The organism is Bacillus sp. ISL-55 (assembly GCF_018613155.1).
In the GTDB taxonomy this organism is placed as follows: Bacteria; Bacillota; Bacilli; order Bacillales; family Cytobacillaceae; genus Mesobacillus.
Genome location: NZ_JAGGQU010000009.1, coordinates 118,139 through 141,549 on the forward strand (window position 1 = coordinate 118,139; position 23,411 = coordinate 141,549).

A 23,411-nucleotide genomic window follows, 5' to 3' on the forward strand; every position below is an offset into this window, starting at 1 on the left:
CCTCTTTTATCCACTTTGAATTGTTTAGTGTAATTTTACACCTTTTATAAAATAATTCAACATTCTTTCTAAAAAAAACAAAAGTGATTTTTCGACAAATTTCTATTCCCACTTTACCCCTGCGCCTTTATAATAGGGAAGGTATTGGGTTCAATGTGACTTTCATTTGGTTCGCCTTCTCAAATTCAGAACCAGGAAGCATAAAACAATCGGATAAAAAATAAATAAAAGATTTCGAGGTAAGAAGATGAGTGATTTTTTATGGTTAATGTATTTAGGATTCATGGGCACGACGGCAATATGGTTTTTGATCAAAGGTAAATATAAAAACAATATCACGAGGCTTGATTTTATCATTTCAATCATCACTTGGCTTGGTTTATTTGGATATGTGACTGAAACAGAGATGCTGACCCCTCTAGTATGGAAAATTGTCTTCGTTTTCGGTCTCATTTGGGATGTGATTTTTACCATATTCTTTGCGGAGCGATTTGCAGGGGATTTTGGCCTGGAAGAAGAGGAAGAACCTATGCCGCTTGCAGCTAAACTGAGTGGATTGATTTTTGTACTGCCCCTTTATTACGGGATATTCCGGTATGCTTTTTAAAACGGCTTAGGCCGTTTTTTTTGTTGCCTTCCTTAAGTTATACTAAAATAATAGTAACGTTTTTTAATATAATAATAGCCGTTCCAGGGTCAGGAACAGCATATTTTAACGGTATTCCTCCATTAAATTAGGACCAGGTACTATCACTGATCGCAAGTGTCTTTTTCAGGAAGACACCTCGGTTTTTGTTTAGTTTGTATAAAAAAAGGATAGAACCTTTGTTGGTTCTATCCTCTGAATGATTATGGATTTGTAGACCACATTCCAGCAGTCTTGATGAAAACCCGGCGGTTCAATTTTAGCTGAGCTACCATTAACTCAGCCAGATCTTCCGGCTGCATGACTTTATCTGGATTGCCATCTGTTAAATTCGTCTCAATGGCCAGATCAGTAGCTACCGTACTTGGAGTAAGTGCGCTGACACGGATATTATGCTTACGAACTTCAAGCATTAGCGATTCAGTCAACCCTAGTACCCCGAACTTTGATGCGCTATATGCACTCGTTACCGGTGCTCCCTTTTGCCCTGCAGTTGACGCAATATTGATTATGTCACCTGTCTTTCGCTCAATCATTCCTGGCAGGACCGCACGAGTCACATAGTATGTTCCCATTAAGTTGACCTGGATGATTTTTTCCCACTCCTGCGGCTCCAGATCTAGAAAGCCGCCGAATTTCGCGGTTCCTGCATTGTTAATCAGGATATCTATAGGGCCGATTTCTTCTGTTACATGCTCAACAGCGTGCTGTATAGATTCGATGTCAGATACATCCGCGACAGCTCCAGAAACATTTACCCCATATTCCTCAAGTTCATTTGTCACCTTCTCCAGATTGGCAAGTGTTAGACCAATCATGCCAATATTTACGCCTTCTTTCGCCAAAGCTATAGCAGCTGCCCGGCCGATGCCTCTGCCAGCACCCGTGATTAGCGCTGTTTTCCCTTTTAAAGATTCCATATTATGGCTCCTTCCAATTATGTAGTCAAGGGTTAATTATAGAAAATCTTATCGGCGAAAACAAATCTTGTGACTCATTATAAAAAATAGCAAACGATTTGGCGCAGAAAAAACCAGCAGTAAAGGATCACTGCTGGTCTGCACATTATAATGGCAACAATGCCACGGTTTCTTTATTTTTCAGCTGGTCCACCATCTTATTCCACTTTTCTGGCTTCTTTTCGAGAACGGAATAATAAGTGGTTAGGAAATCTGTAATTAACGGTGCCGGCAGTTCACGAGTGTTCTCATCAGTCGGCATAAAGCATAAATCAAGTCCCTCTACTGCTTCTCCGTCGTTTTCCCATGATGGATGTACGTATTCGATATCCAGACGCTTATATCCAAGGTGAGATAATACTTCGCGCCTTACAAATGGGTCCATCGTTTTTACACCGCCAAAATCATGATCTGTCTTCCGGTACGGATCATAAATTTCTGCGAACATCCCAAACAGTTCTACTCCTTGATCACCAGCGAGTTTCTGCAGGTCTTCCATTCTTTTATTTGCCAGGAATCTCCCAAGACTCATCCCAGGTTTTCCAACAATAGTAAAGTCAGTCATCGCAATATTCCAGTCAGGATAATACCGGTATTCAGTTACGCCGACCACTTCATTTTCATGTACAGCAACAAAAACCCTGATGCCTGGATCTTCGAGTGGCCCTTTCCATAAATCAAACTCCAATACTTCCTCCGGAGGGAAAACTTCCTTCATTAAATTATGGAGCTTGGTAAAAAGCGGATCATCGATACTATTAACGCGGATATATTCCATGAAGGTTACTCCTTATCTTATAAAATTCTTTTCGGCTTGTTCCCAGTCTGTATAAAGGTCAGTACGGCGGTCACGCCAAGTAGTGACCGAACCGCGCTCACGAACTTCGTACAAAAGCTCCAAATCAAGGTCAGCAGTTACGACCATATCATCATTAAGTTCTCCTTCGACCTGCAGCCCTTTTGGCGGGAAAGGAATATCATTAGGAGTGATCACTGCCGCCTGGCCAAAGTTAGCGCGCATAAAGTCAACTGTAGGCAACGCACCTACTGTTCCTGTCAAAACGACGTAAACCTGATTTTCAATGGCCCGTGCATGGCTCGTATAGCGGACACGATGGAAACCATGACGATCATCTGTACATGACGGAACGAAAATGACATCTGCACCTTTTGCTTTAGCCATCCTGACGATTTCAGGAAACTCAATATCATAGCAAGTTAATAGCGCGATGCGTCCTTTCTCTGTATCAAATACCCTGAAATCCTCTCCCGCACTCATATTCCACTCATTTACCTCAGTAGGTGTAATATGAAGCTTTGCCTGCTCGACGATTCTGCCATCCGGGTAAAACATGTGTGCGACATTGTAGAGCTTTCCAGCTCGAGCGATGACATGTGTACCGCCAATAATGTGCATCCCTGTTTCCAACGCGAAATTCTGGAACAGGTTTAAATATTGTTCGGTAAAACCGGGGAGTTCATTAATGGTCAGCCTCGTACCCTGCTCACTGCCGATTGATAATAATTGAGTAGTAAAGAACTCAGGAAACAAAACGAACTCTGAACCATACTCCTGTGCTGTTTTTACATAATGCTCACATTGCTGAGCAAACTCTTCGAACGACCTGATCGTGTGAAGATGGTACTGGACTGCGGAAACTCTTATTTTCATCCATCATTCCCCCTGTATCTATAAACATTTTTCATCTTGAATTCAAATTTTCGGAAATACGAAAATCATTATATAGCATTTTGCTTTTTATGAATACATTTTTCATTAATATTGGACAAGAAATTTATTGAGTAAAAACTTTGCCTGGTCACTCTGGATTTTCCGAGGAGAAAATGTTCCAATTCCAATCGGATTAGATTATAATCTAATTAGATCATTTTCTAATCTTCGTTTTTTGGAGGGCCATATGTTCTATACTTTCAACATGGAGAAATCTTACCGCAAACTATTCTTTGCTGGCGTTATTAACGGTATCGGTGATCGATTCAGCCAGGTGGCATTGTTAGCTTTAATTTTGCAAATGACTGGTTCTGGCCTGTCAGTCGGGATTACAATGGCTCTCAGGATGATTCCGTTTTTATTCTTCAGCCCTTTGAGCAGCAGCCTTGCCAGGAAATTCGGAAGAAAGAACATCATGATCTTTACGGACCTAACCAGAGCAGTATTAGCCTTGTCGTTTCTGGCTGTCAACAATTCTGATGATATATGGATTGTATATGTCGCAACTTTCATGCTGGCCTCGGGAGAAGCAATCTACGCACCGATCAGGAAATCAAGCATACCTGCCATTGTTTCGTCTAAATCCTTAAAAGATATAAACGGATGGGAACAGGTATTAATGGGAATTGTTTTAATCATTGGAGCTCTAAGTGGCGGGATTGTCTCATACTTCCTGGGAGCCAAAGCAGCTTTTCTGCTTAATATAGTGTCCTTTTTAGCTGCCGGCTGGATTTTATCGACCTTGCCTTCTCTGGGCGGTACCATCAAAAATGAACAAATCAGTGAACCTGACTTAGAAAAGTACAGTGAATTGCTCCCTGTTATTGCGGCTTCAACCTTCCTGTTAATGTTGATGATGTTTGAGTTGATCATCCCGCTGATTAACGGGATTGAGAATGTATTATTAAGTGTGTATGCCGTTGAAACTTTTAAAAAGGCTGACCTGGGTGTAGGGATTTTTTACAGTGTTCTAGGTCTGGGTTTAATGATCAGTCCATTATTGACTAAGATGGTAAAAAAAAGATTTCTATTATTTTCTTTCATTTGCATTATAGGGGAAGGTTTATTTTTGACTTCGATTAGCCAGACAAAAGCTTTCTGGATGGCCGCTGTTCTATTTGGCGTCACCGCAATTTTCAGCGGTGTTGGCAATGCCCTTCTAGATACGGTGGCAATGGAGACCATTCCTACAAAATGGCATGGAATGTACTTCGGCATCACTAGCATGCTGTCCAATACATTCATCGGGGTCTCTATGTTCTTAACAGGTATGGCTCTGGAATGGTTCGACCCAAGATTGGTGGGTATGATTGGCGGAATCATGTATATATCTGCCGGAACCTTGTTCTTGATATGGTCCCTTAAATATAGTGTGGATCAAGAAAAAGCAAAATTAATGAAAAAAGTGGTGTAACTAGAATAACAGGTCCATCGTTTAGAAGACGATGGACCTGTTGTTATATAAAATATTTGTACCCAAACAACTGAGTTCCGCCTTCATCTATAGTAATGATGATTGAATTTTCATGTACGTAAACAAAATATGGTGACAAATTGTGGGCAGCTAAAGCATTTTCGACTATTGTCGGAGTCCATCTTTCCTTTACCGTCATTACACTTCTCATTGCAAAGTCAAAATTTCTACTTCTGTTTATATTGTTATTCAATAAGAGAATTAGAATAATTATCATTTGATTTTCCAATTAAATACAGAAATATCAAACTATCATATTGCTAGCAATTGATATCTAAATGTTATCGAAACCTATCAGTTGTGGTTGGATTTTGTCGAAATGCCTGTTATAAAGCGGTTTATGTGCTTCCCAATCTGTCGGATGGTTGCTTTTCCTGATTCGGCTTCTGATAGTCGATCAATCAATACAACAATAAATGCCTGCTTCTTACCGTATGATATAATACCGCAATCGTGCTCGACTCCGGGAAGTTCTCCTGTCTTATTTCCTATTTTTAATAGAGAATCATCCATATAAACTGGCAGCTTTTCTTTAAATTGTTGTTCCAGAAGCAGCGAAAAGAACGTCTTTTCCGATTGTTTATTTAAAGACCCCCCAGCAACAGCTTCTTTCAGACATAGTGCGATATCAGCTGCGGATGTGAAGTTATCGTCTCCGGATTGAATGGCATCGAAATCCAACATTTTACGCTGCAATATCGAGTTTTTCATTCCAATCATGGATATAGTCGAATTGATTGAATTTATCCCTATTAAATCAATCAATAGATTAGTAGCCGAATTATCCGACACAATGATCATAAGTGATAGCAAATCCTCGACTGTAAGCTGCTTAACTTTCATAGCCTGGAGAACTCCCGTGTCTCCAATTTTGTCGCTTTCTTTAATGGTAACGATTTTGTCTTTTTGCAGCTTACCTGCTTCAATCAGTCTCAAAGCCTCCAATAACATCGGCAGTTTGATCAAACTGGCAGACTGGTAAACTGCATTGCTGTTAAATTCTATAATCGATCCTTCAATTTCCAAAAATAAACTCGCCCGGCCCTTGCACCCAGCGAGTTCATTCGATAGTCTATCTTTTAATTCTTCTATTTTCATGGTTATTCGGTTCCTTATCTGATATTGACGAGCATTTCTTTTTTATCTTTTCCTTCTAAACGTTCATCATATAAATGACAGGCAACATAATGATTTTTGTCGATTTCCTGCCATACCGGTTTCTTCTGGGCACAGACGTCCATTGCGTGCTGGCATCTGGTTCTGAACACACATCCGCTCGGAGGATCCATCGGGGATGGCAGTTCTCCCTGGAGGATGATACGCTCCCGCTTATCCTCCACATTCGGATCCGGTATCGGGATGGCAGAGAGCAATGCCTGAGTATATGGATGAAGCGGTTTATTGTAAAGCTGGTTACTAGCCGTGAGCTCGACAATATGGCCGAGGTACATAACTCCAATCCGGTCGCTGATTTGCTTAACCATGGAAAGGTCGTGAGCAATGAATAGATACGTCAATTCCTTTTCTTCTTGAAGACGCTTCAGCAGGTTTACGACCTGTGCCTGGACAGATACATCAAGAGCTGAAATGGGTTCATCCGCTATGATAAAATCCGGATCAAGCGCAAGTGCTCTTGCAATTCCTATTCTCTGACGCTGACCGCCACTGAACTCGTGTGGATAACGGTTCGCATGGTCACGATTCAATCCCACATCTTCCAAGAGCTGATAAATTCGTTCCAATCGTTCTTTTTTGTTTGGAAACAGTCCATGAACCTCCATAGGTTCAGATATTATTTCCTTTACCGTAGAACGCGGGTTTAATGAGGCATATGGATCCTGGAAAATCATCTGCATCTGCTTATGAAACAGAAATTTCTCTTTTTCCGAAAGCGAGTGCACGTCTTTGCCGTTAAAAACAACTTCTCCATCTGTCCGGTCATAAAGTCCAATCATGGTTCTGCCGGCTGTGGATTTTCCGCATCCAGATTCCCCGACAAGGCCAAAGGTCTCGCCTTTATAAATATCGAATGAAATCCCATCTACTGCTTTAAGGATCTCATTTTTACCCATAGTAAAATGCTTCTTTAAATCTCTTACACTTAATAAAACTTCATTTTCCATATTTATTCCTCCGTATCAATCCAGTAGCGTCTCGCTGCACAGAGTTCTTTTTCATAGATTGTTCCTTCTAAAGAAATGATTTCGATATTCTTGCCAGTATTCGGTGAATGGAGAAGCTTGCCGTCACCATAATAAATACCGACATGATGGATGCTGCCTTTTCCTTCCTCATAGGCGAAGAAGAGCAAGTCGCCTGGCAGGATATCGGACATTGGTACTTCTTTACCCGAAGCAGCCTGTTCATGGGCATCTCTCGGAATGATATAGCCGTTCGCCAGACACATGTTATAACTGAAACCCGAGCAATCATAACCATAGCTGCTCATTCCGCCCCAAAGGTATGGCAATCCGAGGAATTGTTCGCCGGAAGCGACGATGGCGGCCCCATTCTTCTTAGGAATTTCCTTATCCGATGGAATAACTGTTACATCCTCAGCTCTTAAGATGCCAATACCAGTTGGTGTCTTAACGCGGATTCGATCGACTATATCCTCCACGATCGGCAATGTGGTCTGGTAGCTCAATTCCATCAGCTTTTCATTCTTTTCGTTATATAGAAGGGCTTTCTTAGCGGTAATGACTGCATCAGGTCCTTGCTTGATATACCAATCTGATTGTTGAATCAGCTGATCTTTTGGGATCCAGCCTGGATATCCACGACGATCTTTTCCGGATGGCTGATCCGGGACAATCACGTGTGCCCATTCATTCACTTCATCAATGATCAAGACTTCCTGACCAAATAAAACCTGTGATTGAACCAGATTATCATCGCACAATTGTAGTCGTGGCTCATAAGTAAGCTTTTCAAGCCATTTATCTAAATTCAGATTAGCGGAAATTGCGTCCCTGTCGATTTCCCTCGCAGAATCATGTGAAGTCCATAAAGTTGCTACAGGGACATTGACGAGCCAAATATTATTGCTTTCCAACGGAAATTCCTCCTTCTGAAAGGACCTTTTCTATTCCAAGACCTGGTTGGTCCGGAAGTGTGATTTTTCTACCATTATACTTTATCCCGCCTGAAATCGCTTCATTTGCCAGCATTAATGGCGCGTCGAAATCAAAACGCGTGATGTTTTTCTTGCTTGCTGCGAAGTGGGCAGCTGCCGTAATCCCCAGCCGCGTTTCAATCATACTGCCAACCATGCATTCTATCCCAGCGGTTTCAGCCATTTGGTTAATTATTTGAGCCTGGTAAATTCCTCCTGACTTCATCAATTTAATGTTAATCAAGTCAGCGCTTCTCCTCTTGATCACTTCAAATGCCTGTTTAGGTGAAAACACGCTTTCGTCAGCCATTATTAAGGTATCAACTGAATCAGTTACCTGCTTTAAACCTTCCAGATCTTCTGCTTTAACTGGCTGTTCAACCAGCTCGATATCAAGTCCAAGGTCCTCCATTTTTCGGATTGCCCTGACCGCATCCTTCGGTTTCCATCCCTGGTTCGCATCGAGACGAATTTTAATATCATTGCCTATTCTTTTGCGGATTTCCAGGATCCTGGCAATATCGGTTTCGATCTCACCGATTCCTACCTTAACCTTAAGTACATTGAAACCACTGCTTACATATCCAACGGCATCCTCACCCATTTCTTCTGGAGTGTTCACACTGACGGTAAAATCGGTTTCAAGCTCATTTCTGTAGCCTCCAAGGAATTGATAGAGCGGCAGGCTGCAATTTTGCGAGATACAGTCATACAATGCCATATCAACGGCTGCTTTTGCGCTGGTATTGTTAACAAGGATGGTTTTTAACCCCTGGAAAATAGCTTCAGAGTTCAAAAGATTCTTTTTTAATAAAAACGGCTTGATGACGTCATTGATTGCACCCTCGATACTTACGAGACTGTCCCCTGTTATGACCAATGTAGGCGGTGCCTCTCCCCAGCCGGTAATCCCATTATCACAGGTAATTTTAACAAAAATGGCTTCAGCTACAGTAACTGTGCGGAGTGCGGTTTTAAACGGCTTTTTCAAAGGGACAGCATTACGGAATGTCTCGATTTTTTCAATAATCATAACTCTTATCTCCTTTGGTTCTATTTGATCCCGCTCTCAACATATAACGTTTTCTCTTTGGTATTCATGGATGCAGCCACCCCGAGTGGCACACCAATGTGAGGGGAGCAATGCCCCATTTTGAATCCTTTTAGAGCCGGTTTACCTGCAAGTTTAATGTAATGGCCTATAACTTCTTCCAGAGTTAAAGACAGTTCTCTTTCTGGTACGCAGTTATTAAAGTCACCGATAATGATCCCAGCTGATTCCTGCAGCTTGCCTGCCATAAACAGCTGGTTCAGCATCCTGTCTACAGCCCGGGGCTCTTCATTAATGTCTTCAATAAGCAAAATCTTACCTTCTGTATCAATTTCATATGGTGTTCCCATAGAGCTTGAAAGAAGCGAGAGGTTTCCGCCAACTAACGATCCTCTAGCGGTGCCGGGTACCAGCTCATCAATTTGCGAAAGCTCAGAAGAATAATTCAGCTCTGACGGTGTAAACAATTGTTGAAATGTATCCTTGGAAATTTGGTTGGCCCCTTCTTTACCTATATCCGAAGCGAGCATTGGACCATGGAAGCTTACCAGCCCTGTCTGCTGCCTGATTGCAGTGTGCAAGAAAGTAATGTCGCTGTAGCCCCAAAAGATTTTAGGATTGTTTTTAATAACATCATAGTCTATCGCTGAAGCAATTCGGGCTGTGCCATAACCGCCGCCAGCACAGATAATTCCTTTTACTTCGTCATCGAGGAACATCTCATGTAAGTCTGCCAGTCTCTCTTCATCATTCCCGGCAAGGTAGCCATATTCAGTATAAAGTGATTTTCCTAATTTATAATTGAGCCCTAAATCCTCGACGAATTTTAAGCCACGCTTCAAATTTTCTTTATTAGGCGGACTCGCTGGCGCTATGACCGCCACGGTATCTCCTTTTTTCAGACGACTGGGCTTCATTGTCATTTCAATCGACTCCTTTTTATTATCGTTATCAAGTTGACATAACTATTTTATCGACTACTTTAAGAGTACATGTGATAAAGTTAAATACCCTGCTTTGCCCTAAATTCGGTTTCCGGACCATATTGGGTAAATGCAGAAGGCCTGCTTTGCCCTAAATTCTGTTTCCGGGCCATTTTGGGTAAATGCAGAAGGCTTTCTTTGCCGAAAAAGATTCATATGTATAAAGGATATTTTTAAATGGTATGTACTGGTAAAAAAGAGGTGTTCCAAGATGAACACCTCTTTCTTAGAATTACTACTTCTTATCTGCCCACTTTAATTCAAGGTATCCTACCGGATGGCGGACAACATCAGATACAGCTTCATTTTGAAGATAAACTTGGTTGTAGAAGTGAACAGTGAAGATTGGTGCTTCTTCAAACAAAATCTTCTCTGCCTGATACATTAAGTCAAAACGTTTTGCTTCATCAGATTCATTTTTTGCCTGCTTAATCAGTTCATCATACTTCGGATTGCCCCAGCCAGTACGGTTCATGGAGTGGCCAGTCTGGAAGTTTTCCAGGAAGTTGATTGGATCCGCATAGTCAGCAAGGAATGAACTGCGGGAAAGCTGGTGCTTTAGTACTTTCTGTTCTTCCGCGAATACGTTCCATTCCATGTTCGCAAGCTTGACTTCTACGCCAAGGTTTTCTTTGAACATTTGTTGTAAAGCTTCAGCAATCTTTTTGTGCACATCGCTTGTGCTATACGTCAGTGTAACTTCAGGAAGTTCAGTGTATCCTTCTTCTTCCATTCCCTTTTCCAATAGTACTTTCGCTTCTTCTACATCAGTTTTATTGAAATCACCATTTACTTCACGGAAGTCCTTGCCTGATGGATCCTGGAAACCAGGAGATACAAAGCCGTAAGCAGCTTCTTCTTTGTTCTTCGTGACAAAGTCAACGATTTTCTGCTGGTCTACAGCTAGAGCGAAGGCTTTACGGATATTCACATTCTGGAACGGCTCTTTTGTAACATTGAAACGGTAGAAATAATCTCCTGCCTGATCCTCAACCTGTACCTTGCCTTCTTTGAACAGCTTATCGCTTAATTCAGCAGGTACATCGGAAACATCCAGATCCCCAGCCTCATACATTTGATACTCAGTGTTTGTATCGTCTACGATTGCCCATTCTACACGATCAAGCTTGACGTTTTCAGCATCCCAATACTGATCATTCTTTTTCATGACGAATTTGGTGTCATGCTCCCAGCTAGCAAGGTTGAACGGTCCATTTCCTACGAATGAGTCAGCTTCAGAGAACCACTCTGGATTTTCTTTCGCTACCTTTTCATTGATCGGGAAAAATGCCGGATTGGCAATGACACTTAAGAAATATGCCTGCGGGCTTGTTAAAGTAACTTCAAAAGTTTTGTCGTCCACAGCTTTTACTTTTACATTGTCAGCAGAACCTTCTCCACTGTTGAATTCCTCTCCGCCTTCAATGAAATAGCCGAGGAAAGCTGCGGCTGATCCAGTTTCTGGATTCAGGAGACGCTTCCATGCAAATTCAAAATCCTTAGCTGTTACATCGTCGCCATTGGACCATTTAGCATCTTCACGAATGTGGAAAGTGTAGGTCTTCCCATCTTCAGAGACATCCCACTTTTCTGCAGTTGCAGCTTCTGGCTGATGATCTTTACCCAGTCGCGTAAGACCTTCCATCAGATTGTTCAAAGCGTTCCAAGATGCAGAATCGAAACCGATAGGAGGGTCAAAAGATGTTGGTTCCTGGCCATTGTTTAGGTAAAGGACCTTTTCGTCCCCTTTTTCCCCACTATCGTTTCCATCTTTTTCTTTACCTGCATTATCGTTGGCGGTACATGCCGCCATCGTGAACACAAGCATTGCTGCCATGAGTATGGTTAATAACTTTTTCACTCTGTTTCCCCCTTATGTTGACTTAAAATTATATCAAAAAGGCAATAGCCTGATTGAACACTATCTGCTGGCGAGCATTTTTTGCGCTCGCTCATCCTGAAGCCAGCAGTCCACACCGTGGCTGTCGGAAAGCTTTGTTGCTGAAGGGTAGACTTTATCACAAACCTCCATTGCAAATGGGCATCTGGCTGTGAACGGACATCCAACCGGCGGAGAGAATAAATCAGGCGGAGTCCCGCCAATCGGTATCAGCTCTGCACCATCCACATCCAAACGCGGAACGGAATTCAATAGACCTTTCGTATATGGATGCTGCGGGTTATAAAAAATCTCTCTTCTTGTCCCTGATTCGACGATTTTACCAGCATACATGACCGCGATCCGATCAGCGACTTGTGCAACGACTCCTAAATCATGGGTAATCAGGATAATCGAGACACCTGTTTTTTTCTGGATATCACGGAACAATTCTAAAATCTGAGCCTGGATAGTCACGTCAAGCGCTGTTGTCGGTTCGTCCGCAATCAAAACCTCCGGCTGGCAGACTAGCGCCATGGCAATAACAATCCTTTGCCTCATTCCGCCGCTGAATTGATGAGGGTATTGTTTCAGGCGGACCTGCGGGCTCGGTATTCCCACAAGATCCAGCATTTGTACCGCCACTTTCTTTGCCTGTTCCTTTGACAGGTTCATATGCTGGAGAATTCCTTCAGTCAGCTGATCCCCGATTGTCAAAGTCGGATTCAATGCAGTCATCGGATCCTGGAAAATCATCGATATATCAGACCCGCGAATTTTTCGCATCTCAGAATCTTTCAGTTTCGTCAGATCTTTCCCTTTAAAAACGATGGAGCCACCATCAAACCTGCCTGGTGGTTCCGGTATCAATCTCATGATACTTTGTGAAGTCACGCTCTTTCCGCAGCCTGACTCCCCTACAATCGCTAAAGTTTCTCCTTTATGTAAATCAAAAGTGACTCCACGGACAGCTTTAACCTCACCGCCGTACGTCTTGAATGAAACATGAAGGTCTTTTACTACAAGTACTTTTTCCATGTTGCCTACCTCCTTAGCTTCGGGTCAAGTGCATCCTGAAGCCCATCACCTAAAACGTTAAACGAAAACATTGTCATTGAAATGAAGAATGCCGGGAAAAACAGCCTCCACCAGTCACCTGATAGAATAACCGGCAAAGCATCGCTTGCCATCGATCCCCAGCTCGCAAGCGGTGCCTGGATTCCCAAACCAAGGAAGCTAAGGAATGCTTCAGCAAAGATAGCAGATGGAACAGAAAGTGTAATTTGCACAATGATTGGTCCCATCGTATTTGGCAGCAGATTTTTCCGGATGATTCTTGCCGTTTTCGTTCCGAATGTTTTAGATGCTAACACGTATTCGTAGTTCTTGATCTGCAGGACTTGGCCGCGGACAATCCGTGCCATCCCTATCCAGCCTGTAATCGTCAGTGCGAAAATGATCGTAGCAAGGCTTGGCCCCATCACTACACTGATTAAAATAACTACAAGCAAATATGGAAGGCCATAAAGAACTTCTATGATTCTCATCATGAAATGATCTGTCCTGCCGCCTTTATAGCCAGCAATCCCGCCATAGATGACCCCGATAAGAAAGTCGATCAATGCTGCCGCAATGCCGACGAATAAAGATATACGTGCTCCATACCAAGTCCGGGTAAATACATCCCTCCCGAGCTCATCGGTTCCAAACCAATGCTCACTTGATGGTGGAAGGTTTTGATTGACCAAATCCTGATGGTCAACAGTGTGAGGCGAAATGATCGGCCCGAAAATCGCCATGAATGTCAATACAGATAAGAAGAATAACCCCATCATGGCAAGCTTGTTTTTCAGGAGGCGTCTCCATGCATCCTGCCAATATGACAGGCTGGGCCTGACAACAGCTTCTGCTTCCGAGTCACTTTTTTCAATAGGAACAAACCAGTCGTCAGGAATTGACGGTACTTCTGGTGGTTCCTGATGTTTGCGCAGAGCCATCATTTTCCCTCCTTTTTATGAAGCTTGATCCTTGGGTCAAGAATGCCGTAAGCGAGGTCTACAAGGAAAAGCATCATGATCAATACTGTACTGTAAAAAATCGTTGTTCCCATTATGACAGGGTAGTCACGTTGGTTGATGCTTTCGACAAAGTACTTGCCCATGCCTGGAATCGCAAAGATCTTTTCGATTACGAATGTTCCTGTAAGAATACTAGCTGCCAATGAGCCAAGAATCGTGACAACTGGAAGCAATGCGTTCTTTAATGCATGTTTGAACACAATTTTTACAGGAGACAGCCCTTTTGCCTTTGCTGTCCGTATGTAGTCCTGCGTCAAGACCTCAAGCATGCTGGATCTCGTCAAACGGGCAATGATTGCCATAGGTCCGGTCGCAAGTGCCAGTGTCGGCAGAATCATATGCTTCGGACTTGTCCAGGTGGCAACCGGAAGGATCTCCCAGGTAACAGCTAACTGCTGGATCAGCAGGGTGGCCATGACAAAGTTTGGAACCGAAATACCCACTACCGCTACTGTCATCGCAAGATAATCAATCAAGCCATTATGTCGGAGTGCTGCAATGATTCCCAGAAGGATGCCAGAAAAAATCGCGACAATCAGGGTGATCATCCCTAGTTCGAATGAAACAGGGAATCCCCTGCCAAGCATTTCGTTCACAGTCTGTGAGGACTTTTTGATAGATGGCCCAAAATCGAATGTCGCGATAGATTTTAAGTATATAAAGTATTGAACGTATAATGGCTCATCCAAATGATAGAAACTTTCTAGGTTCTTTTGGACTGCTTCGCTCGTCGCCCGCTCCTCGTTAAAAGGAGAACCTGGAATCGAGTGCATCAAGAAGAAGGTCAACGTGATGATGACCAGCAATGTGACCGCCATGGAGCCCAGTCGTTTGAGTATGTAATGGAGCATTAACTCACATCCTTATCATGTCTTTATGTCAGGTCTTAAGGTGATATAGCATTCTATGAAAAAGTCGTCCTCATGGCAAGTTCTGTCATCACAAGCATAGCTTGATAGGCTTCAAGAATGTCCTTAGCCTGATAGCGGACAATTGTGGTCCCTTCTTCAATTTCTGTTCCGGGCATCAAATTTGCCCACTCTGCTTGTCCATAATTGGCAAATTCAATCCTTAGCACAGGATTCTCAGGCGGAGTAAGCGGTTTCACTTTGTCCTTGTTTTTAATAGCCAACTCAGTTTTCTCTGCAAGCAGTTCACCCGCTTTCACTGGTGTTAAAGATTTTGCCGCAGACCTTGAAATTGACTGTTTAACTACAGCAGTTGTAATGTTAGGAATCAATGACTCTGCTTCTCGGGCAGCCCCATCGTCTCCTGCCACCATGATAACAGGTACCCCATAATGACCTGCTACGTAAGCGTTGAATCCAAGCTCGCCAATTTGAACATCATTGATCCACATATGGCGAACACCGAAAATCATCGAATGCGACATCACTCCGCTCATCGATGCCCTGGCATGGTATCCGACAAATACTGCTCCTCCAAAGCTGTCATCCAATCCCTGGACCATTGAAAATGGCTTTACATCTCCGGTAATCAACTGGGTTTCCGGATGAAGATCCTCTATTAGTAGGTTGTTCATTTTGGAATGGCTATCATTGACAATGACTTCCTGGCAGCCAGTCTTAAATGCTTTCTCAATCACATAGTTCGCTTCCTGTGTCATGATTTTCCTGCCGCGATCATAATTGTGCTTTGAAGAGTCAACATGGGTATGGTCGACCAGACCAGTAATCCCTTCCATGTCCACTGATATGTACAGTTTCATTTTTACCCAACTTTCTATGAATAATTATCTTAAAATTATAAATAATAAATCTACCAACCGCAACCTTTTTTCCTATTAATTTCTGTTATTACAAGGAAATAGGAGATTTGTCACTGGTATTAAAATGTCAATAATATTATCAAATGAATAATATTAGCAAAATGGGAAATGAGTAAAATTATAAAAAATTAGGATTTAAAGTTCATTTTCTCGTACCCGCAGGAGTTTTTAAACCGTTTTTTCAAGATAATGGTTTTGAGCAGAAGAAAAGAGCGCAAAAATATGCGCTCTACTCGTTGAGATTATATTGTTCCATTAATTCAATAAAATGGGTCAGCACCTTTGCTGTAAGTCCCCAAATCACCTTGTCGTTCGTGCGATAGAAATATTCATCCATCGTTCTTGTTTGCCAATTGTAATTCTCGCCGCCTATGATCAAGTCGAAAGGAAAACCATCTTCTGGTTCCACTTGAAAGTTGATTTTATAACTGTCCGGCTGGTTCTTTTTAAAGAAAGACAGAGGAACAGTGAATACTTCCCCTACTTCCGCTTCGTTAGGAATGAGGTTGTTTAAATTACTTATTCTCCCCACAAAAGGGTAGATAATTGTTCCGAATGCAGACACCATGTAATCCAAAGGAAAAACATCAATAATCTCGCTTTCCCTTATCCCGAGTTCTTCCGACGTTTCTCTGACCGCTGCTTTTTGGGGATCCTCTCCCACTTCTATCTTCCCGCCCGGGAAACAGACCTCACCAGGCTGTCTTCTCATCTTTAGGGAACGTACCTCGAATAAAATATGGGCTTCACCATGAACTTCCACTAACGGCAGCAACACTGCGAATTTGATGAATTTTTCATGGCCCAAAATTGAGGGTGTCCGCCCCAATAAAGTATTTGCTATCTGATTTATATTCATTATTGGACATCCACTCTCCCTTTAAAAGTATGTACTTTCATTGTATTATGAAAAACCAATGAAAATAAAGGAAATGGCTCTTTTTAGATGATACTTATTGGTGACATCATTCATTCGGATTTTAATAACATAGTATTGAGGAGTTGGATTAGAGACGCGAGTTCCCTGATTTAGAAAAATAAAGAGCCATTCAGCTCGATTGGTGACCTAAATTTCCTGTTCCTTGAAAAACAAGGCACCAATAAGCCCGATTGATGACCTAAATTTCCTGTTCCTTGAAAAACAGGGCACCAATAAACCCGATTGGTGACCTAAATTTCCTGTTCCTTGAAAAACAGGGCACCAATAAACCCGATTGATGACCTAAATTTCTGTTCCTTGAAAAAACAGGGCACCAATAAGCCATTTCACTGAAAAGCTCTGCAACCGTGTGAATGCAAAGTAAAAGACAGCGACGATTTGCCGCTGCCCTTAAATCTCGTATCAACCAGATGCCCGTCCCTTGATCGCCTTATATGCAATCAAGATAATTCCGATTACGAGGAGTATATGGATGATTCCGCCGGCAATCTCAAAAATCAGTCCGAGCAACCAGAGTACCAGCAATATTCCTGCTATTGTCCATAACATTCGAATCCTCTCCTTTCTTGTTGTTTTCTTGGTTAAAGTTTACCCTTTTGTTAATTCTATTAAACAAGATGCCTCCTCACCTTCCTGCTATTGAAATATTTGATACTTAATGGTCCATATGTAACACTTAACTTATACTATCTTTTTTAAGTCAGGAGAAATTGCCATGGGACACTTCAAGATTTTATTTCTGGACATAGACGGAACGATTTTAAGACCCGATGATACCATTGAGGACTCTACGAAGACAGCCATCATTGAAATGAAGAGGCAAGATATTGAAGTGGTTTTGGCCACAGGACGTCCTCTCCATGAGATATCTGAACTTGCAGAGGAACTTCAAATCTCTTCTTATATTGGATATAACGGGGCACTGGGAATTTATGAAGGCGAAACGATTTTTGCCGAACCAATGCAATCTGAGGATGCAAAATACATATTGGATGTGGCAGCCGCTAATGGCCATGAAGTTGTTTGTTATACGAATGATAAAAATTACTTGACCAATTTGGAATCAGAATCGGTACAAGCCTTTCTCAAGCAATTCCATTTGCGGCAAAATGCAACATTCACAGAAGGTATGATTGATGAAATTCTTGGCATGACAATCATCACTGCTGGAAATAAAGGAGATTCACTATACAAATTCAAGAATGGAATCCATTTGTCACAAGTGAATGTTGAGGGTATGCAGCATTGCTACGATGTGATTCGTGATCATGTTAATAAAGGTATTGGTGTCGAATTCCTTTTGAATAAACTGGGAATTAAACGTGAAGAGTCAATTGCCTTCGGAGACGGAATGAATGACCGGGAAATGCTGGCAAGTGCAGGTGAAGGGTTCGCGATGGGCAATGCGCATCCTGACCTGCTTCAATATGCTAAACATAAGACAACTGCTGTCACAAATTCGGGCATTTACAATGGATTAAAATCGCTTGGATTATTATGAAATAAGCCCATGACATAAAAATGGAACCTCTTCCGAAGAGGTTCCATTTTTATTTACCAGCTGCACGTTTTTTTGCGCTTGCCTTTGAAAATTGATCCTCAGGCTGTGCAGCAGGCTTTGTTAAGCTGTCCTTATAACTCATCCAATAAATCAAAGCTACGAAGACTCCTCCGCCAACTGCATTCCCTAAATAAACAGGTACAAAGTTGGCAAAGTATGCACCCCAGGTATAATATCCAGCAAAAATCGCTGCCGGGATGACGAACATGTTTGCGACGACGTGTTGGAAGCCGATTGCTACAAAGCCCATAATCGGAAACCAGATCGCCAAAACCTTTCCTGTCATATCGGATGCTCCATATGAAAGCCAAACTGCCAAACTAACAAGCCAGTTACAGCCAATACCTGAGAAAAATGCCGCCCAGAAGCCAGCATCAAGTTTTGCCCCAGCTACAGCGACTGTTTTATCAAGATATGGACCTGTATCGGTCAAGCCGACTATATGTCCAAAAAAATAAGCTACAAAAAGCGCTCCTATAAAGTTACTTAGAGTAATCCAGAACCAATTTTTCAATAGCATCTTTACTGTTACTTTCTTCGCAAGACTGGCCATTGAAATGGCCGTCATATTTCCCGTCAACAGTTCTCCTCCAGCAAGAAGGATCAATATCAGGCCAAGAGGAAATACCGAGGCACCCAGGAATGTTCCAAACGTCCCCCACTCGTGCGGCAAATTCGCGATTACCCTGATGTCCAAGAGATAGCCTATAGCAATAAAAGCCCCTCCCAGGAATCCCAGTGCAAGCATGTTCTTTACGGGCATAGCAGCCTTGTAGGTGCCTGAATCAATGGTCACTTGAGCAATTTCCTGGGGTTTTCGAAATGCCAATTCAAATTCCTCCTGTTCTTAAGATGCATTTTTAAATCTGGCTATTGAAGATTTCTTTAATGGCTTAATTCCCCTTTGTCCAACAACAAAACAGTCTTTTAATCTTTTTGCCATTTTTTTATCAACAACATTTCTTATTGATACCATACCGATGTGTAAAAACCTAAAGGAGAACTCTACATGTTGAGAAATCATTAGCAAGTTTTCACGCCTAAAAAATAACAAAAAGGGTGCCCAAAAGCTTGTACTTTTTGGCCACCCTTTTTGTAATCAGTCTTTATTCAACAATTCTTCCCCTGCTATTCCGGGGTTTGTCATTTCATATGGATTCAGGATTAAATCGAGCTCTTCTTCCGTCAGGACGTCGTAAGCAAGGCAAAGTTCCCTTACTGACTTTCCTGTCAGAATTGCCTCTCTCGCTATTCTCGACACCGCTTCATAACCTAAGTGCGGATTGACAGCAGTTATGACGCCGACACTTCTCTCAACATCCTTCTCAAGCTTCTCTTTGTTCGCTTCAATTCCAACGAGGCAATGATCAGTGAAAACCTTGAACCCATTGTTCATGATGCTGATTGATTGGATCAGGTTGAAAATCAGGACAGGCTCCATGACATTTAACTCGAGCTGGCCCGCTTCGGAAGCCAGACAAATTGTATGGTCATTTCCAATAACCTGGAAAGCAACCTGGTTGATGACTTCAGGCATAACCGGATTCACCTTGCCAGGCATGATGGATGAGCCTGGCTGTCTTGAAGGAAGGAAAATCTCGTTAAAGCCTACTCGAGGTCCGGAAGCCATCAAGCGTAAGTCATTGGCTATTTTCGACATATTCATCATGCACACTTTTAAGGCCGCTGAAACTGTCGTATACGCATCCGTATTTTGTGTCGCATCCACTAAATGGTCGGCATTTTTCAATGGATACCCACTGATTTCAGATAGGTGATGAACAACATTTTTAATATATTTAGGATTGGCATTTAACCCGGTCCCTACTGCAGTTGCCCCCATGTTAACTTCAAACAGGTGGCCGCGGGTATGCTTGATTCTATCTATATCCCGTTCGATTACCCGGGTATATGCTTCGAATTCCTGGCCAAGGCGGATTGGAACAGCATCCTGTAAGTGTGTTCGGCCCATTTTGATGACAGCATCAAATTCCCTTGCTTTTTGCGAGAAAACATCGCGCATGATTTGCATAGTATCCAATAGCTTGTCCAAAAGCGATAGGACAGAAATATGCATCGCTGTAGGAAATGCATCATTCGTCGATTGAGCCATGTTCACATGTGAGTTGGGGCTTAAAGTGAAATAATCCCCTTTCTCTTCACCAAGCAATTCCAGCGCGCGGTTCGCAATTACTTCATTCGTGTTCATGTTGATTGAGGTCCCAGCTCCCCCTTGAATTGGATCAACGATGAACTGTTCATGCCACTGGCCCTGGATTATTTCATCAGCCGCTTTTACAATGACCTCTCCAAGTCCGCCGTAAAGCCTTCCTGTTTCCATATTGGCAAGTGCCGCAGCTTTTTTTACCATGGCCATCGCCTTTATAAGTTCACTATGTATTCTATATCCTGTTATCGGGAAGTTTTCAACAGCCCTTAAAGTTTGAATGCCATAATACGCATCCGCTAAAACTTCCTTCGTACCCAGAAAATCCTTTTCAATACGGACTTTTACCTCAGACATTTGTTCTACCCCTCCAAAAAGCGTGAAATTTCGTAATCAACCCAAATTTTGTATTGCGGGAAATCATCTTCCGACAATCTTCTGCAACTTTTAGTCCCCCTTAGCCTAAATATCAGCCTACATGACTATTGTAAATCAAAAAGAAGAATTCATCACGACAAATCCGCATTTTCCTAAACCAAGTTTGCGAAAACTGTATGATTTCTGGTTGTTATGCTGAAACTCCACTACTTTTGAGAGCTTTTGTCACGATGCAGGAAAACAGGAATGTTCTTGCTGAATTGTAATAGGACATCGAATTAATCATAAACCAAAACAGAAAGGAATGTGCATGATGACTGACACTCAATTCATGAAGGCATACACAATCAAAGAGGTGTCCAAGAAAATAAATGTTCCGTCAGGCACCATTAGACAATGGGAAAAAGATCTTGCGGGACTGCTGATTGTCCCAAGAACAAAACAAGGTGCAAGATTTTATACGGATATAGAAATAGACCAACTGATGAAGATAAAGCAAATGCGAGATAAAAATCTAAGCAAAGAAATGATTCGGGATCTCTTACAGAGACATAAAAGTTCTGCTGCGGTTTCCGATCAAACTCCACATGAAAACAGCCTTACTGTAAAGCCGAATGTGCCAGCTGCTTCTCCGACAGCCAGCTCAAATGATTTTGATACTTTTATGTTGGCAATGGAACAATATAAAGAGTCCTTGCTTGAAGAAGTAAAAGCAGAGATCAGGAACGGCATTCGAAAGGAAGTACTGGAGGAAGTAAAAAAGGAAATCTCTAAAGGCACTTTTACAACAGTAAAAACCCTTTCCGATTCTATCTATAAAACAGGAGAAAAAACCAATGAACATATTATGGTGCTGTCTGAAACAGTTGCCAAGAGCTCGGAAGATAGTTCCGAACGTCTCGGAACGATATCTTCAGAGCTTACGAATGTTTCGAAAGGTACTTCCGAAATTAGTACGAACCTTGCAAAAGTTTCAAAAGGTACGACAGAAATGTTCAGCAAGCTTTCAGATTCTGTAACCAAAGCTTCTCAGGGTACGACTGAAAAAATTACGAAGCTGACCGAGAGTGTTGCGAAGGTTTCAAAAGGTACTTCCGAAAAAATAAATGCACTATCCGGCAGTCTTTCGAATGTCTCGAAGGGTACTTCCGAACGAATTGCAACTTTGACATCCAGTTTGACAAAAACCTCAAAAGGCACGAATGAAAAAATTGTTAATTTAGAGAGCACAGTTAATAAGCTATCATCCGGTACAAATAAGGAATTATCACTTTTGGCAAAACGCCTGAATGAGACAACCGAGACAGTTTCTGAAGAGTTTAAAATACTTGCGGATTATGTTTCAAATAGTCGCGAGACAACAAATCAGGAACTTTCGAATTTAAACCAGGTCATCAATCAGGAACGAGATTATTTTGTCCGCACCCTTCAAAGTGAACGTGAAGAATTACGCCGGGAGATCAGGCAGCGGGACGAGATGTTTAAAAATATGGTCGATAGCTTCAGGGAGACGGCAGCTTCGAAACAAACAAAACGCAATTGGTGGAAAGTTTGGAAGTAGTTTTCTTTTTTAATGACATATAACTTGTAAAGATGTAAATAATATTGACACTTAAGAACCACCCGTTTTACAGATCTCCATTTAGCATGGCAGAAATACTCTTGGGAGGGAAATTGGAGATGTTGAGATATTTTCGCTGGATGGCAATAACAGCATTGGTCATTTACTTATCAGGAGCACAATCAGATATTGCTATAGCGAAGGTCTCCTCAGATTACGGGCAAATAAAAGCAATCAACATCTCTCATCGTGGTGCTTCAGGCCATGCCCCTGAACATACATTACAGGCTTATGAACTTGGGAATGTCATGAATGGCGATTACATTGAAATCGATCTTCAAATGACGAAAGATGGAGAATTAATTGCGCTGCATGACGAAACAATTGACCGGACTACGGAGAAAAAGGGCCTGGTTAAAAATCTTACTCTAAAGGATATAAAGAAACTTGATGCAGGATCCTGGTTTAATGAGGCTTTCCCTGAAAAAATGAGTATCGAATATTCGGGGCTTCAAATCCCTACCCTGCGAGAGGTGCTTGATAGGTTCGGTCCAGACTCGAAGTTTTTCATAGAAACCAAATCGCCTGAAGTGTATCCTGGAATGGAAGAAAAACTAATAAATATACTGAATGAATACAATCTAACCGGTGCCAATAATACATTCGGAAATGTTGTTGTTCAATCGTTCAGTATAGAAAGTTTAAAGAAAGTCCACCAATTAGATGAGTCGATTCCATTGGTCCAGCTGTTGTCCTACTACACCCCAGCGATCATCACCGATACTGAAGTAAGCAAAATCAAAGAATATGCAGTTGGGGTTGGATTGCATTATACGGCAACAAGTCCCGGCTATATTAAAAAGGTCACAGATTCCGGTTTAATGGTTTTCCCTTATACAGTCAATGAAAAGGAAGATATGAACATGCTTCTGGATTGGGGAGTCACAGGAATGTTTACTAATTATCCTGACCGATTAGACCAAGTCATACAAAGCAGATCACTTGAGAACTAGCAATGCTCAAAATACAAAGCTGCCTTTTGGCAGCTTTGTTGTTCCCTTAATAATGAAACTTGTTTTAAATGCACCTTTATTAGTA

The 23,411-nt window shown here is 42.0% G+C and carries 23 protein-coding genes; 5 read left to right on the plus strand and 18 right to left on the minus strand.

Features of this window, described 5'->3' with window-relative positions; all coding sequences use genetic code 11:
- The first annotated feature begins 247 nt into the window (after positions 1-247).
- Positions 248-607, plus strand: coding sequence for a hypothetical protein (locus J7E32_RS05500; RefSeq protein WP_214905059.1), 360 nt, complete (start codon positions 248-250; stop codon positions 605-607).
- A 242-nt stretch (positions 608-849) separates the two neighbouring features.
- Here the strand turns inward: J7E32_RS05500 and J7E32_RS05505 are convergent, their stop codons facing one another.
- From J7E32_RS05505 to J7E32_RS05515, 3 genes are all read right to left on the minus strand, one after another.
- The gene (locus tag J7E32_RS05505; RefSeq protein WP_214904789.1) at positions 850-1,566 is read right to left on the minus strand and encodes a 3-ketoacyl-ACP reductase; all 717 of its coding nucleotides are present in this window, start codon (positions 1,564-1,566) and stop codon (positions 850-852) included.
- Positions 1,567-1,711: 145 nt separating this feature from the next.
- Positions 1,712-2,383: a GNAT family N-acetyltransferase gene (locus J7E32_RS05510; RefSeq protein WP_214904792.1), complete on the minus strand. Its 672-nt coding sequence runs from the start codon at positions 2,381-2,383 to the stop codon at positions 1,712-1,714.
- A 12-nt stretch (positions 2,384-2,395) separates the two neighbouring features.
- Positions 2,396-3,277, minus strand: coding sequence for a carbon-nitrogen hydrolase family protein (locus J7E32_RS05515; protein WP_214904795.1), 882 nt, complete (start codon positions 3,275-3,277; stop codon positions 2,396-2,398).
- Between the two features lie 247 nt (positions 3,278-3,524).
- Between J7E32_RS05515 and J7E32_RS05520 the strand changes: the two genes are divergently transcribed.
- The gene (locus J7E32_RS05520; RefSeq protein WP_214904797.1) at positions 3,525-4,751 is read left to right on the plus strand and encodes an MFS transporter; all 1,227 of its coding nucleotides are present in this window, start codon (positions 3,525-3,527) and stop codon (positions 4,749-4,751) included.
- A gap of 43 nt (positions 4,752-4,794) precedes the next feature.
- Here J7E32_RS05520 and J7E32_RS05525 read toward each other — a convergent pair whose 3' ends face one another.
- The 13 genes from J7E32_RS05525 to J7E32_RS05585 all read right to left on the minus strand — a co-directional run bounded on the left by J7E32_RS05525 (position 4,795) and on the right by J7E32_RS05585 (position 17,195).
- Positions 4,795-4,962, minus strand: coding sequence for a hypothetical protein (locus J7E32_RS05525; protein ID WP_214904800.1), 168 nt, complete (start codon positions 4,960-4,962; stop codon positions 4,795-4,797).
- 143 nt (positions 4,963-5,105) lie between these two features.
- On the minus strand, positions 5,106-5,909 hold the full coding sequence (locus J7E32_RS05530) for a serine hydrolase (protein ID WP_214904804.1): 804 nt from the start codon (positions 5,907-5,909) through the stop codon (positions 5,106-5,108).
- A 14-nt stretch (positions 5,910-5,923) separates the two neighbouring features.
- Entirely contained in the window at positions 5,924-6,934 is a 1,011-nt protein-coding gene (locus tag J7E32_RS05535; protein WP_214904816.1) for an ABC transporter ATP-binding protein, read from the minus strand.
- Positions 6,935-6,936: 2 nt separating this feature from the next.
- The gene (locus tag J7E32_RS05540; RefSeq protein ID WP_214904818.1) at positions 6,937-7,866 is read right to left on the minus strand and encodes a C40 family peptidase; all 930 of its coding nucleotides are present in this window, start codon (positions 7,864-7,866) and stop codon (positions 6,937-6,939) included.
- Positions 7,853-8,959 carry a mandelate racemase/muconate lactonizing enzyme family protein gene (locus J7E32_RS05545; RefSeq protein WP_214904821.1) on the minus strand — a complete coding sequence of 369 codons (1,107 nt, stop codon included), beginning with the start codon at positions 8,957-8,959 and terminating at the stop codon, positions 7,853-7,855. Before J7E32_RS05545 ends, J7E32_RS05540 begins: the two co-directional genes overlap by 14 nt.
- Positions 8,960-8,979: 20 nt before the next feature.
- Complete coding sequence (locus J7E32_RS05550) at positions 8,980-9,900, minus strand: S66 peptidase family protein (RefSeq protein WP_214904824.1); 921 nt, start codon at positions 9,898-9,900, stop codon at positions 8,980-8,982.
- Positions 9,901-10,195: 295 nt separating this feature from the next.
- Positions 10,196-11,797 carry a peptide ABC transporter substrate-binding protein gene (locus J7E32_RS05555; protein ID WP_214905036.1) on the minus strand — a complete coding sequence of 534 codons (1,602 nt, stop codon included), beginning with the start codon at positions 11,795-11,797 and terminating at the stop codon, positions 10,196-10,198.
- Positions 11,798-11,881: 84 nt separating this feature from the next.
- Positions 11,882-12,877 carry an ABC transporter ATP-binding protein gene (locus tag J7E32_RS05560; RefSeq protein ID WP_214904827.1) on the minus strand — a complete coding sequence of 332 codons (996 nt, stop codon included), beginning with the start codon at positions 12,875-12,877 and terminating at the stop codon, positions 11,882-11,884.
- Positions 12,878-12,882: 5 nt separating this feature from the next.
- Positions 12,883-13,836 carry an ABC transporter permease gene (locus J7E32_RS05565; RefSeq protein WP_041965394.1) on the minus strand — a complete coding sequence of 318 codons (954 nt, stop codon included), beginning with the start codon at positions 13,834-13,836 and terminating at the stop codon, positions 12,883-12,885.
- Positions 13,836-14,768 (minus strand): ABC transporter permease, encoded by a 933-nt coding sequence (locus J7E32_RS05570; protein WP_214904830.1) that lies wholly within the window; start codon positions 14,766-14,768, stop codon positions 13,836-13,838. Before J7E32_RS05570 ends, J7E32_RS05565 begins: the two co-directional genes overlap by 1 nt.
- A gap of 53 nt (positions 14,769-14,821) precedes the next feature.
- Complete coding sequence (locus J7E32_RS05575; protein ID WP_214904833.1) at positions 14,822-15,646, minus strand: M55 family metallopeptidase; 825 nt, start codon at positions 15,644-15,646, stop codon at positions 14,822-14,824.
- Between the two features lie 289 nt (positions 15,647-15,935).
- A complete protein-coding gene (locus J7E32_RS05580; protein ID WP_214904836.1) occupies positions 15,936-16,565 on the minus strand; it encodes an NUDIX hydrolase in 630 nt (209 codons plus the stop codon).
- Positions 16,566-17,048: 483 nt separating this feature from the next.
- Complete coding sequence (locus J7E32_RS05585; protein WP_167830891.1) at positions 17,049-17,195, minus strand: lmo0937 family membrane protein; 147 nt, start codon at positions 17,193-17,195, stop codon at positions 17,049-17,051.
- A gap of 166 nt (positions 17,196-17,361) precedes the next feature.
- Between J7E32_RS05585 and J7E32_RS05590 the strand changes: the two genes are divergently transcribed.
- A complete protein-coding gene (locus J7E32_RS05590; protein ID WP_214904840.1) occupies positions 17,362-18,147 on the plus strand; it encodes an HAD family hydrolase in 786 nt (261 codons plus the stop codon).
- Between the two features lie 49 nt (positions 18,148-18,196).
- On the opposite strand, the gene J7E32_RS05595 is transcribed toward J7E32_RS05590, so the two are convergent.
- Both J7E32_RS05595 and aspA read right to left on the minus strand, forming a co-directional pair.
- Positions 18,197-19,036 carry a formate/nitrite transporter family protein gene (locus tag J7E32_RS05595; protein ID WP_214904842.1) on the minus strand — a complete coding sequence of 280 codons (840 nt, stop codon included), beginning with the start codon at positions 19,034-19,036 and terminating at the stop codon, positions 18,197-18,199.
- 270 nt (positions 19,037-19,306) lie between these two features.
- Positions 19,307-20,731, minus strand: coding sequence for an aspartate ammonia-lyase (gene aspA, locus J7E32_RS05600; protein ID WP_214904845.1), 1,425 nt, complete (start codon positions 20,729-20,731; stop codon positions 19,307-19,309).
- Positions 20,732-21,062: 331 nt separating this feature from the next.
- Here aspA and J7E32_RS05605 point away from each other — a divergent pair, with 331 nt between their 5' ends.
- Complete coding sequence (locus J7E32_RS05605) at positions 21,063-22,313, plus strand: MerR family transcriptional regulator (RefSeq protein ID WP_214904848.1); 1,251 nt, start codon at positions 21,063-21,065, stop codon at positions 22,311-22,313.
- Between the two features lie 119 nt (positions 22,314-22,432).
- Positions 22,433-23,326, plus strand: coding sequence for a glycerophosphodiester phosphodiesterase (locus J7E32_RS05610; RefSeq protein ID WP_214904851.1), 894 nt, complete (start codon positions 22,433-22,435; stop codon positions 23,324-23,326).
- Positions 23,327-23,411: the final 85 nt, after the last annotated feature.

What these genes read in the sequence shown, in the direction of transcription:
- J7E32_RS05605 (WP_214904848.1), top strand. Translation starts at nt 21,063, where the DNA reads ATGATGACTGACACTCAATTCATGAAGGCATACACAATCAAAGAGGTG.
- J7E32_RS05570 (WP_214904830.1), bottom strand. Translation starts at nt 14,768, where the DNA reads ATGCTCCATTACATACTCAAACGACTGGGCTCCATGGCGGTCACATTG.
- J7E32_RS05580 (WP_214904836.1), bottom strand. Translation starts at nt 16,565, where the DNA reads ATGAATATAAATCAGATAGCAAATACTTTATTGGGGCGGACACCCTCA.
- J7E32_RS05520 (WP_214904797.1), top strand. Translation starts at nt 3,525, where the DNA reads ATGTTCTATACTTTCAACATGGAGAAATCTTACCGCAAACTATTCTTT.
- J7E32_RS05610 (WP_214904851.1), top strand. Translation starts at nt 22,433, where the DNA reads ATGTTGAGATATTTTCGCTGGATGGCAATAACAGCATTGGTCATTTAC.
- J7E32_RS05575 (WP_214904833.1), bottom strand. Translation starts at nt 15,646, where the DNA reads ATGAAACTGTACATATCAGTGGACATGGAAGGGATTACTGGTCTGGTC.
- J7E32_RS05530 (WP_214904804.1), bottom strand. Translation starts at nt 5,909, where the DNA reads ATGAAAATAGAAGAATTAAAAGATAGACTATCGAATGAACTCGCTGGG.
- J7E32_RS05560 (WP_214904827.1), bottom strand. Translation starts at nt 12,877, where the DNA reads ATGGAAAAAGTACTTGTAGTAAAAGACCTTCATGTTTCATTCAAGACG.
- J7E32_RS05505 (WP_214904789.1), bottom strand. Translation starts at nt 1,566, where the DNA reads ATGGAATCTTTAAAAGGGAAAACAGCGCTAATCACGGGTGCTGGCAGA.
- J7E32_RS05525 (WP_214904800.1), bottom strand. Translation starts at nt 4,962, where the DNA reads ATGAGAAGTGTAATGACGGTAAAGGAAAGATGGACTCCGACAATAGTC.
- J7E32_RS05565 (WP_041965394.1), bottom strand. Translation starts at nt 13,836, where the DNA reads ATGGCTCTGCGCAAACATCAGGAACCACCAGAAGTACCGTCAATTCCT.
- J7E32_RS05585 (WP_167830891.1), bottom strand. Translation starts at nt 17,195, where the DNA reads ATGTTATGGACAATAGCAGGAATATTGCTGGTACTCTGGTTGCTCGGA.
- J7E32_RS05515 (WP_214904795.1), bottom strand. Translation starts at nt 3,277, where the DNA reads ATGAAAATAAGAGTTTCCGCAGTCCAGTACCATCTTCACACGATCAGG.
- J7E32_RS05590 (WP_214904840.1), top strand. Translation starts at nt 17,362, where the DNA reads ATGGGACACTTCAAGATTTTATTTCTGGACATAGACGGAACGATTTTA.
- J7E32_RS05545 (WP_214904821.1), bottom strand. Translation starts at nt 8,959, where the DNA reads ATGATTATTGAAAAAATCGAGACATTCCGTAATGCTGTCCCTTTGAAA.
- aspA (WP_214904845.1), bottom strand. Translation starts at nt 20,731, where the DNA reads ATGTCTGAGGTAAAAGTCCGTATTGAAAAGGATTTTCTGGGTACGAAG.
- J7E32_RS05555 (WP_214905036.1), bottom strand. Translation starts at nt 11,797, where the DNA reads ATGGCAGCAATGCTTGTGTTCACGATGGCGGCATGTACCGCCAACGAT.
- J7E32_RS05550 (WP_214904824.1), bottom strand. Translation starts at nt 9,900, where the DNA reads ATGACAATGAAGCCCAGTCGTCTGAAAAAAGGAGATACCGTGGCGGTC.
- J7E32_RS05500 (WP_214905059.1), top strand. Translation starts at nt 248, where the DNA reads ATGAGTGATTTTTTATGGTTAATGTATTTAGGATTCATGGGCACGACG.
- J7E32_RS05535 (WP_214904816.1), bottom strand. Translation starts at nt 6,934, where the DNA reads ATGGAAAATGAAGTTTTATTAAGTGTAAGAGATTTAAAGAAGCATTTT.
- J7E32_RS05510 (WP_214904792.1), bottom strand. Translation starts at nt 2,383, where the DNA reads ATGGAATATATCCGCGTTAATAGTATCGATGATCCGCTTTTTACCAAG.